The organism is Frankia sp. CcWB2 (genome assembly GCF_977927585.1).
This window is the reverse complement of the sequence record NZ_CDWRCM010000001.1, coordinates 50,011-60,166: the sequence shown is the minus strand read 5'-3', so window position 1 is coordinate 60,166 and position 10,156 is coordinate 50,011. Positions and strand designations below refer to the sequence as shown.

Genomic DNA, 10,156 nt, shown 5'->3' with positions numbered 1-10,156 from the left:
GTCCTACGCGCTGAGCGACGACGATCTCGTTAAAGGAGTCAGCCGCCTCTCCGCCCTGCTTGCCGAGGCGGCCTGAAGCCGCCGGGCAGCCCGGCGGCCAGTCCCCCGCCGCGCGGCAGGCCTCAGCGCAGCCGGACGGTCGCCCGGGCCGCCATCAAGACCTTTTTGCCGTCGCATCGGGTGGTGAGATTCACCACTACCAGGTTGTCGTCGAGCTTCTTCTCGACCACGCCACGCACGGACACCGTCGCGCCGACACCGTCGTCGGGAACGATCACCGGGGAGGAGAACTTCACCCCGAACTCGACCACGGCGCCTGGGTCCCCAAGCCAGTCCGTGACCAGCCGCGCGGCCGTAGCCATGGTCAGCATGCCGTGCGCCAGCACTCCCGGCAGGCCGGCCTCGGCGGCCGCCCGATCGCTCCAGTGAATGGGGTTGAAGTCGCCGGATGCACCGGCATACCGGACAAGATCATCCCGGCGCAACGGGAAAAGCCGCTCCGGCAGCTCGGTGCCGACCTCGACGTCGTCGTAGCTCACCGTGGCGGTCATCGTTCTCCAGATCGTGAGGACGCCCGGGGTCGCCCGGAACGTGCGCAACGCGCGGTCGCCGGAGCCGAGCGGGGCCGGCGGGACTGCCGGCAACCCTGTCGGCAAAGGTGTCATCGGTGCCTCGGCGGAGCCGTCCCGCGCGAGACCAGCCCACACACGCCGGTGGCGACCTGCTCTCCGTAGATCGTGGCGAACTGGTAGTTGACGACGAGCACCTCGTTGGTCCCCACGGACCGGATGCCGGTCAGGGTCGAGGTGCAGATCAGCTCGTCGCCGGCCACCACCGGCCGAAGCAACACGAAACGTTCCTCGCCGTGGACGACCAGGGAGAAGTCGAGGCCGAGCTCCGGATCGTCGGTGGACACCCCGAGGGTTCCGGGGATCACTGTGATGAGGAACGTGGGTGGGGCCACGAGATCGGGATAACCAGCGGCCTTCACGGCCTCCAGATCGTGGTACAGCGGGTTGTCGTCCCCGATCGCTTCGGCGAACCGCCGGATGTGCTCGCGCCCGACCTGGAACGGGACGGAGGAGACCGAGCTTCGTCCCACGAAGTCCTGATTGAGCGGCATCGCAACTCCGATCGCGCCATCAGCGGGATGACCAGGGTGTCTCTACGTGGTTACCACATCGCCCGCCACCGGTCGATAATCTGGGCCGGCATGCCAGCTAGCCGGCCCAGGACTTCCCTGACCGGCTACCGGGGCGGAACGTAGATAAGTACACGAAGGATTCAGCGACCCCGCCACCCCGCCTGTCCACGTGGGGACAGGCGCCCGGACGCGCCGATGGGCAGCCGCCAGAACGACGTCAGCGCGTCTCGCGGTGCTCCGTGTGCTTGCCGCAGTTCGGGCAGAACTTCTTCAGTTCGAGGCGGTCCGGGTCGTTGCGACGGTTCTTGCGCGTGATGTAGTTCCGGTGCTTACACACCTGACACGCCATTGTGATCTTCGGGCGGACATCGGTGGCGGCCACGGCGTGATGCCTCTTCCTGAGTCGGTTACTGAACAGGTCGGGCGGCGTGGCGAACCGCGATCCCGCACGGGCTTCGCGGCAGGCCGCACCCTGCTGGTAGCGGTGGCCGGACTTGAACCGGCGACACAGCGATTATGAGCCGCTTGCTCTGCCAGACTGAGCTACACCGCTGGGATGGTCCACCTGGTTGCGGCGGCCCGACCAACATCTTACCCCGCGGGAGGACCGGCGGACATCCCCCCGGACACGAACCCACCCGAAGGCGGAACGTGGAGCCCCTTTACGGAATCGAACCGTAGACCTTCTCCTTACCATGGAGACGCTCTGCCGACTGAGCTAAAGGGGCGAGGTCGCGGAGCTCAGATTACACGACGACGGGCGGGGTTGGGTGGCCCCCTCACCCGCTTCGCCCCCGAACCCACCGATCCTCCCCGGCGACCGATCCTCCCCGGCGACCGGCGCGAGGGCCTCCGTAGGCCACGTCGGCGCTACGCGGGTCGGAAACGACCCCCCCGTCCTGGTCGCCAGGTCCGCCCCATGGCACGCCAGTACGCCCGACCCTCACTCCGTTCCATCGAAACATGCGGAGATTGCCGGCGGGAACAACTAGCCGTAGCAACCTACTTGGACGCCACTCACGCTGATAGCTGTAAGTAATCTCTTCGATGCTTAGCGTATGGAGCACCTGTTGGTGCGCCGCTGCCGGCGTAGCCAACTGCCTGGCGAGCCTCCCCAGCATCGCCTCCCGAGCATCGAGGGTTGCCCATGCGTCCTACGCACCGTTCCAGCCGGTATCCGACGACGCGCAAGGTCCGGCCCGGTCCCACCGCCGACGACACCGTGCCGACGACCACCACCCTGCCGACCACCGCTCTGCCGACCACCGCCCCCACGCCTGGCCGCCCGGATGAAGAAGGTCACGGCCCTCCGTCGGGGTCGGCGCGGCGGCGGGTCGACACCCGCCCGTCCCTGCTGCCGATCCCCCTCCCCCCGCGGGTGACGAGCATCGCGGCGCTGGCCATCACCGCGGGGGCGTTGACCGCGACCACCGGAGTCGCCCAGAGCGCGGTGCCGTCCCCGACCTGGCCACGGGGGATCGACGTGGCCTCCTGGCAGCATCCCGGCGGCAGCCCCATCGACTGGATCGCAGCGCGCGGCTCCGGCCTGAGCTTTGCGATCATTAAGGCCACCGAAGGAACGAACTACACCAATCCGTACTTTGCCGCGGACCGGGAGGCGGCCGCCAAGGCCGGTCTGGTGGTCGGGGCCTATCACTACGCGCGGCCGGCGCGGCCGATCTCGACCGCAGTGGACCAGGCACAGCGCTTTATCACGGTGAGCGGGCTGACCCGCGCCGCCGGGCAGCTGGCCCCCGTGCTCGACCTCGAGGACGACGGAGGACTCGATCCCGCCACGCTGGCCGCCTGGACGAGGGCGTTCCTCGAGAAGATCGAGACCGAGACCGGCCGGGCGCCCATCCTCTACACGTACCGCTCGTTCTGGACCAAGAAACTGGCGGACGACCACAGCTTCGCCCGGTATCCGTTCTGGTTCGCCATCTACAATAACAAGGCGACCCCGGGCTGGCTGCCCGGCGGCTGGACGAAGTGGGCGCTGTGGCAGTACACCTCGAGTGGAAATGTCCCGGGGATCATGGGCAACGTCGATCTGAACGTGCTGTGCTGCACGCCGACCGCGCTCGCCGCACAGGCCGACGGCACCCACAGCGAGATCGAGAAGTGGTACGCGACCGCCGGGCTGAACCGTCTGGCCGTTGGGACGCCCGTCGACAGCGAACTGCCCGCCGGCGGTGGCGGTCGCTGGCAGCGATACTCCAACGGCCTGGCCTTCTGGTCCGTGGCGACCAGCGTACGGGCCCTGCACGGATCCATCGCGACAAAGTTCCTGGAGCTGGGCGGAACGAACAGCTTCCTGCACCGACCAGTGAGCGGTGTCGAGTACGCCACGGCCTCGGAGACGCTTCAGGCGAGGTTCCAGGGTGGCTGGATCTACTGGCACCCGGCCATCGGCGCGCACGAGGTCCACGGCCGCATCCTGCAGACCTATCTGGGCCTCGGTGGCACGACGTCGAGCCTCGGGCCTCCGATCACCGACGAGTACTCGGTCCCGGGCGGACGGGAGAGCGCCTTCCAGTTCGGCAAGCTCCGCTGGAGCGCGGCGACGAACGCGGTCACGACACTGCCCGCCGGCAAGAGTGGGACCGGCAGAAGTGGCGTGGGTGCGGCGGGTGGCGCCGGCATCGCTCCCTGATCGTGTCCCGGGCCGGCAAGAACCATCTCCGGCCCGACGGACACGACGATGGGTGACGGCGGTCTACCGTGGGTATCGCACCTACGCGGCGGAGAGGTAGTCGTATGACCACCGAACAACGACGGACCGCACCATGCGGGCAGAGCGATCCGCCGCGAGTACGACCGGGGAGGATGAGATGGCAGGAACACGGGTGGCACGCCCGCTGAACGGATGGCTCACCTTCGCCGCCGTCATCATGTTCATCGTCGGCTTCCACAACCTGATCTACGGCATCGCGTCCCTGCGCGACTACACCGTCGTAGTGAACAACCTCAACGGCGGGGCCAGCGTGATCTACGCCGACACCACCTTCTGGGGCTGGTTGTGGATCGTGGTCGGCGTCGTCGAGATACTGATCGCCTTCGGCATCGCGGCCCGTAACGAGGCCGCCCGCTGGGGAGGTGTCGCAATCGCGGCGATCAACGCCATCGGGCAGCTGGCGTTCCTTGCAGCGTTCCCGGTCTGGTCTGTCGTCATCATCGCGATCGACGTAGTCGTCATCTACGCACTGTGCACCTACGATGCTCCTCGGGCCAGAGCCGGGTACGAGGAGCCGTATCCGAGCGACCAGGCCGGGGTCTCCGCCGGGCGTGAGGCCGGAGTCGGTCGCCTCGCCGAGACCGGTGGCACCCGGGTGACCTCCGGGGGCGGCATCCGGCGCGAGGAGGGTCCGCGGCCGCCCACCACCGGCTGAACGGCGGCTCGCGGTCAGCTCGCGGTCAGGGTGCCGGATCTGCCAGCCCCGCCCGCCAGGTGACGCATCGCAGGGCGTAGTCGGTGAGATGACGGTCGGCGAAGACGCGGGCGTCCCAGTTTTCCGGCATCGCCTCGGCGAGATCGCGCCAAAGGTAGGCCATGGCGGGTAGCCCGTCGGCCAGGACTAGCGGACGGGCTTCGTAGGCCTCGCCTTCGAAGGCATCGAGGATCGCCCGTTCCCGTGGGGCGAGCCCCAAGAGGACGAGGCCGGCGGTGGCCCGATCCGGCCCGTCCGCCTCGGCCGTGGGCACGAGGCCCGGATAGAGCCGGTCACGCAGCCGGGCGGCCCGCCAGCCGGTGACCGTAGCGGGCCCCGCCTGGGGCACGCGTCCGATGAGCGCCCGCACGACCTCGGGGAACAGCAGCGTCCCGTAGACGAACAGCGGGACCGCGCGCTCCGCCTCAGCCGACGACATGAGGCCACGGTAGTGCCCCGGCCGTGGCGGCCCACGAGCCACGGTTTCTGGTCACCGGTCACCGGTGACTGTTTAACGACCACCGGTGACCGTCTGCGGCCGGCATCCCGGCTGGGAACCGGTCCTAGAGTGAGCAGACGTGAACGACAACGCGGCGCTGGCCGCCCAGGTTCGGGCTGCTTCCCATCTGACCGGGACATTCCTGCTCCGGTCGGGTCGGACAAGCACCGAGTACTTCGACAAGTACCTCTTCGAAGCCGACCCGGCGCTGCTCGCCGCGGTGGTGGCCGGACTCACCGAGTTGGTGCCGCCCGGCGCGGAGATCCTCGCCGGACTCGAACTCGGCGGAGTGCCCCTCGCGACTCTGCTCTCCCATCGCACCGGCCTGCCCGCCCGGTTCGTCCGGAAGAAGGCCAAAGAATACGGCACCCGACGCATCGCGGAGGGCGGCGACGTCACCGGACGCCACGTCGTCCTCATCGAGGACGTGGTCACCTCCGGTGGTGCCGTGCTCGACGCGACCCGGGTACTGCGGGATGCCGGAGCGGTCGTGGAACACGCGCTCTGCGTGATCGACCGGCAGGAGGGCTGCCGGGAGAGACTCGCCGAGCTCGGTCTGACGTTGCACCCCGTCCTGACCCGGGCGGACCTGGATGCCGCCGCGAACACCTGACCGCCCGGCGACAAGGAGCATCCGCGACCGCACGCGCACAGGCCCGGAGCGATGCCCCGGGCCTGTGGATCCGAGCCTGTGGATCCGAGCCTGTACAGAAGCATGATCCCCGGGAACTGCGGGATGGTGGCAGGTGATGGATTCGAACCATCGTAGGCTGAGCCGACGGTTTTACAGACCGCTCCCTTTGGCCGCTCGGGCAACCTGCCGTCGTGGAGAAGCATACCGGTCCCGACGGAGCATCGTGATGCCGCACCACCCCGCCGCAGCCGCCGACGATCGATTACAACGGTGAGTAGCGGCTCACGAGACGAAGGCCGCGCACCACGATCACGCACAGCGCCCGACTCCACACGATCCTCACCCACATCGAACCGGCCAGGAGGTCCGCACACGTAGCAGATCCACCCTTCGACATCGTCAGCAAAGTTGACGCCCAGGAGATAGACAACGCCGTCAACCAGACGGTCAAGGAAATCCGGACCCGCTTCGACTTCCGTGACACCGGCGCATCCGCGACGCTGTCCGGCGAGTCGATTCTGCTTGTAGCGAACACGGACGAGCGGGTCAAGGCGGTGCTCGACGTGCTTCAGGAGAGGTTCGTCAAACGCGGCATTTCCCTCAAGGCCCTGACCTTCGAGGAGCCCAAGCCGTCGGGCAAGGAGTTCCGGTTGCCCGTCACCGTTCAGCAGGGCATCGCGGAGGACAAGGCCAAGGCCATCGCCAAAAAGATCCGGACGGATGGCCCGAAAGGGGTACAGGCCCAGATCCAGGGTGATCAGCTACGGGTGACCGGGAAGAAGCGCGATGACCTGCAACGCGTGATCCAGATGCTTAAAGCCGAGGACTTCGAAGTTCCCCTCCAGTTCGTCAACTACCGCTGACGCGACGGAAAAGCTCAAGACAGGGCGCACCCCGCCCGATGGGGGTTTCGGGCGGGGTGCTTGCGGCGGAACCTGGGGGGTTTGCTCCGCCGCGGTCCTGGTTGTGAACCGACGCCGTTTCGGCCGGCAGTTCGCGGTTAGCGGTTCAGGGTTAAAGCGTACTCCGAGTACTTCGGGGTGTTGCCGCGGCGACGCGCCGCGGACAACATCGTGGTCATCAGGCCCGGTCACCGATACGGATTCATGCGTGACATCTGTTCGAGACGCGCGATCCGCTCGTTCATGGGTGGATGAGTGGAGAACAGCTTCCCGACCCCCCCACCCCGGAACGGATTTGCAATCATGAGCGCGGCGGCGGGGCCGAGCTTGGAGGTCTGCGGCAGGGGCCGCGCCGCGGTGCCGGCGTCCAGCTTGCGCAACGCGTTCGCCAGCCCGATCGGGTCACCGGTGAGCGTCGCGCCGGACTCGTCGGCCTGGTACTCCCGGGACCGACTGATCGCGAGCTGGATGATCGCCGCCGCGACGGGGCCCAAGATCATCAGCAGCAGAAGCTCGAAGATGCCGGGACCGTCCTCATCGTCCCGCCCGCCGAAGATGGCCAGGAACTGAGCCATATTCGCCAGATAGACGATAATACTGGCAAGGGCCCCGGCCACCGAGGCGATCAGGATGTCCCGGTTGTAGACATGGCTGAGCTCGTGACCGAGAACGCCGCGTAGCTCACGATCGTCCATAATCTCCATGATGCCCTCGGTGCAACAGACCACCGCGTTTCGCGGGTTACGGCCGGTGGCGAAGGCATTGGGCGCCCGGGTCGGGCTGAGGTACAGCCGCGGCATGGGCATCCGGGCATTGCGGGCGAGATCCCCGACGATCGCGTAGAGCCGGGGCTGCTCGACCTGTGTCACGGGATAGGCCCGCATGGCCCGCAGGGCTATCCGGTCGGAGAAGAAGTAGGCGAAGCCGTTCATACCGACCGCGAGCACGAGCGCGATGACCAGACCTCCGCGCCCGAACAGCGAACCCACCACGATGATGGCGGCGGACAGCACGCCCAGCAGCAGCGCGGTCTTCAGACCGTTGAAGTGGCGGTGTGGCATGGCGATCAAGTGTCCGTCCTGTCGAACCGGTACACCTGTCTCAACGCGACGGCGCTGGCGGAACGTTCCCGTCGGGCGTGTGGCCACCGTCGCCCCCGGCCCGTACAGCCGCCGGCCCCCGGCGGGCCTTGCCCGGTCGGTCACCGAGCTCGTCCGGGACGGCTTCGCGCAGACGTGCGACCACGGCCGGGTCGAGCAGCCCGACCCGTTCGAGCTCCTCCGCGGTAAAGATCGCCAATCGTCGGTACACGGCGGCGATCCGTGGATCCAGCCGGTCGAGCGCGGTCAGATGTGCCACGACGGTGCCGAGATCACCGCGCCGCACCGGTCCGGTCGACGCCGACCAGCCGTCGGTCAGGGTGTTCGCCAGCGATGCCCGCAACAGCGGACCGAGCGCCGCGGCCGGATCGGGCACGCCCGCCGCGGCCAGCACCTCGCCGGCAGCCGCCACCAGGGTGGTCAGGAAGTTTCCGCCGAGCACGAGAGAGGCGTGGTAAAGATCCCGCCGGTCATCCGCGACGGGCAGAGCGATGCCGCCGACGTCGGTGACCAGGCGGCGGGCCAGCCCCTCGGCCACGGGATCGGCGGTGATCCCGAACGGGACACCGGCGAGGAGAGCGGAGTCCTCGATGATCCCCGGCAGGGTCATGATCGGATGAAGCGCGATACGGGCCGCGCCCACGTCACCGCCGGCCGCCAGGACGCCCAGACCGTGGCGCCCGCTGAGATGCACGAGTGTCCGGCCGGGCCCGACGGCTCCCGCCGCGGCCAGGTCCATGACGACCGGCCCGATCGCGTCATCGGGCACGGCGACGAGGAGGACCTCGGCCCGCCCGGCGACCTCGGCCGCCCCGCCGACCCACGCGTCCGGGAACAGGTTCACGGCCCTCGATCGGTGCCACGGCGAGCGCACTCCCACGGCCACTACCGGATATCCGGCCGCCGCCAGGGCGAGGCCCAGCGCCGTGCCGGCCCGGCCCGGCCCGACGATTCCCACCTTTTCCCGCGGCCTGGCCTCCCGCGGCCCATCGCTCGCGGCCGTGAACGAAGGTGCGGCGTCGGGCCGACCGTCATCCGGACCGCTCGCGGCATCCGACTGCTCGTCCGGGCTATGCGTCATGTCCCGATGCTCCCCGCTTCTGAGCGGGCCGCCCCTGATACCTGACCACCCGCCGACCCCGGCCACCCGCACGGCCACCATGCCCCGACGCCGGGCCTCACCGGACATACAGCCACAAGCCACCAGGCGACTACAGTCGGCAACATCTCGGATCAGGCCAGGTCGCCGGCAAGAGCGAGCTCACCGCTCCGGGCGCCCGACACAAAGATCACCCTGTCGATTCCCTGACACGCCAGGCCTCCCCCGAAATTGTGGAAAGCATTACCGGAAGCGCATTGAACCGGATCCGGCCGATCATCTCCATCGGGCGGTACACCCCTTCTGACCAGCGATATCAGGGTCAAGGCCCGCCAGCCGGACGATCGCAACGACAAAGACTATATACGTAGAGTTGGCAAACAATCACCATACGGCGCGACGGATGCGGAGACCGAGGTCGATCGTCGATCGTCCACGAGGATGGAGCGATCGAACTCGGCGGTACGGTGCGCGCGCATCATTGATACGGCCGGTAGGCTGGAACGGTACCCGAGGAGGTCACTGAAGGTGTCAGAGCAGGTCAGGGAGAGGGAGACCCGCCGGCTCGACCGGGTCGTCGTGCGCTTCGCGGGCGACTCCGGCGACGGTATGCAGCTCACCGGAGAACAGTTCACCAGCGAGACGGCAGCATTCGGCAACGACCTGTCGACGCTTCCGGACTTCCCTGCCGAAATCCGCGCCCCAGCCGGCACGCCGGCCGGCGTGTCCGGCTTCCAGCTACATTTTTCCGATCACGACATTCTTACCCCGGGTGACGCACCGGACGTACTGGTCGCAATGAACCCGGCGGCCCTGAAGGCGAATCTGAAGGACCTGCCGCCTGGGGCCAATCTCATTGTCAACACCGATGCATTCACCGGCAGCAACCTCAAGAAAGCCGGCTATACGACGGATCCGCTGGCCGACGGCACGCTGGATGCCTACACGGTGCATCGGGTGCCGCTCACCTCGATGACCATCAACGCGGTGCACGCCGCCGAGGGCGTCGGTACCGGGGTCAACAAGAAGGAGGCCGAACGAGCGAAGAACATGTTCGCCCTGGGCCTCATGAGCTGGCTTTACCACCGGCCGACCGAGAGCACCGTCGGCTTCCTGGAGAAGAAGTTCGCCAAACGGCCCGAGATCGCCGCGGCGAACGTCGCGGCCTTCCGAGCCGGCTTCAACTACGGCGAGACCACCGAGTCCTTCTCGGTCACCTACGAGGTGGCGCCGGCCCGGATGAAGGCCGGTACCTACCGACGGATCACCGGGAACACGGCACTGTCCTACGGTCTGATCGCCGCCGGCGAGCTGACCGGCCTGCCGGTGTTCCTCGGCTCCTACCCGATC

The 10,156-nt window shown here is 68.0% G+C and carries 11 protein-coding genes and 3 tRNA genes; 5 read left to right on the top strand and 9 right to left on the bottom strand.

Annotation, left to right across the window (positions count from 1 at the left end; translation table 11 throughout):
• Positions 1–122: 122 nt before the first annotated feature.
• The 5 genes from ACY45C_RS00325 to ACY45C_RS00305 all read right to left on the bottom strand — a co-directional run bounded on the left by ACY45C_RS00325 (position 123) and on the right by ACY45C_RS00305 (position 1,872).
• Positions 123–551 carry a MaoC family dehydratase gene (locus tag ACY45C_RS00325; protein ID WP_462185741.1) on the bottom strand — a complete coding sequence of 143 codons (429 nt, stop codon included), beginning with the start codon at positions 549–551 and terminating at the stop codon, positions 123–125.
• Positions 552–661: 110 nt separating this feature from the next.
• Positions 662–1,123 (bottom strand): FAS1-like dehydratase domain-containing protein, encoded by a 462-nt coding sequence (locus tag ACY45C_RS00320; protein ID WP_462185674.1) that lies wholly within the window; start codon positions 1,121–1,123, stop codon positions 662–664.
• Positions 1,124–1,361: 238 nt separating this feature from the next.
• Positions 1,362–1,493 (bottom strand): 50S ribosomal protein L33, encoded by a 132-nt coding sequence (rpmG, locus tag ACY45C_RS00315; protein ID WP_070131962.1) that lies wholly within the window; start codon positions 1,491–1,493, stop codon positions 1,362–1,364.
• A 127-nt stretch (positions 1,494–1,620) separates the two neighbouring features.
• Positions 1,621–1,697, bottom strand: a tRNA-Met gene (locus tag ACY45C_RS00310).
• 99 nt (positions 1,698–1,796) lie between these two features.
• A tRNA-Thr gene (locus tag ACY45C_RS00305) sits at positions 1,797–1,872 on the bottom strand.
• 419 nt (positions 1,873–2,291) lie between these two features.
• On the opposite strand from ACY45C_RS00305, the gene ACY45C_RS00300 reads away from it, so the two are divergent.
• On the top strand, positions 2,292–3,797 hold the full coding sequence (locus ACY45C_RS00300) for a GH25 family lysozyme (protein WP_462185673.1): 1,506 nt from the start codon (positions 2,292–2,294) through the stop codon (positions 3,795–3,797).
• Between the two features lie 178 nt (positions 3,798–3,975).
• Positions 3,976–4,533, top strand: a complete 558-nt coding sequence (locus ACY45C_RS00295) for a DUF7144 family membrane protein (RefSeq protein WP_462185672.1) — start codon at positions 3,976–3,978, stop codon at positions 4,531–4,533.
• 25 nt (positions 4,534–4,558) lie between these two features.
• On the opposite strand, the gene ACY45C_RS00290 is transcribed toward ACY45C_RS00295, so the two are convergent.
• Entirely contained in the window at positions 4,559–5,011 is a 453-nt protein-coding gene (locus tag ACY45C_RS00290; protein ID WP_462185671.1) for a gamma-glutamylcyclotransferase family protein, read from the bottom strand.
• Positions 5,012–5,150: 139 nt separating this feature from the next.
• Between ACY45C_RS00290 and pyrE the strand changes: the two genes are divergently transcribed.
• A complete protein-coding gene (gene pyrE / locus ACY45C_RS00285; protein ID WP_462185670.1) occupies positions 5,151–5,684 on the top strand; it encodes an orotate phosphoribosyltransferase in 534 nt (177 codons plus the stop codon).
• Positions 5,685–5,808: 124 nt separating this feature from the next.
• Here the strand turns inward: pyrE and ACY45C_RS00280 are convergent.
• Positions 5,809–5,893, bottom strand: a tRNA-Tyr gene (locus ACY45C_RS00280).
• A 159-nt stretch (positions 5,894–6,052) separates the two neighbouring features.
• On the opposite strand from ACY45C_RS00280, the gene ACY45C_RS00275 reads away from it, so the two are divergent.
• Positions 6,053–6,568 carry a YajQ family cyclic di-GMP-binding protein gene (locus ACY45C_RS00275; protein ID WP_462185740.1) on the top strand — a complete coding sequence of 172 codons (516 nt, stop codon included), beginning with the start codon at positions 6,053–6,055 and terminating at the stop codon, positions 6,566–6,568.
• A 227-nt stretch (positions 6,569–6,795) separates the two neighbouring features.
• Here the strand turns inward: ACY45C_RS00275 and htpX are convergent, their stop codons facing one another.
• Both htpX and ACY45C_RS00265 read right to left on the bottom strand, forming a co-directional pair.
• Positions 6,796–7,668 carry a zinc metalloprotease HtpX gene (htpX, locus tag ACY45C_RS00270; protein ID WP_462185739.1) on the bottom strand — a complete coding sequence of 291 codons (873 nt, stop codon included), beginning with the start codon at positions 7,666–7,668 and terminating at the stop codon, positions 6,796–6,798.
• 40 nt (positions 7,669–7,708) lie between these two features.
• The gene (locus ACY45C_RS00265) at positions 7,709–8,788 is read right to left on the bottom strand and encodes a Rossmann-like and DUF2520 domain-containing protein (RefSeq protein ID WP_462185669.1); all 1,080 of its coding nucleotides are present in this window, start codon (positions 8,786–8,788) and stop codon (positions 7,709–7,711) included.
• 546 nt (positions 8,789–9,334) lie between these two features.
• On the opposite strand from ACY45C_RS00265, the gene ACY45C_RS00260 reads away from it, so the two are divergent.
• Positions 9,335–10,156: 2-oxoacid:acceptor oxidoreductase family protein (locus ACY45C_RS00260; protein WP_462185668.1), on the top strand; the 822-nt coding region annotated here is incomplete at its 3' end.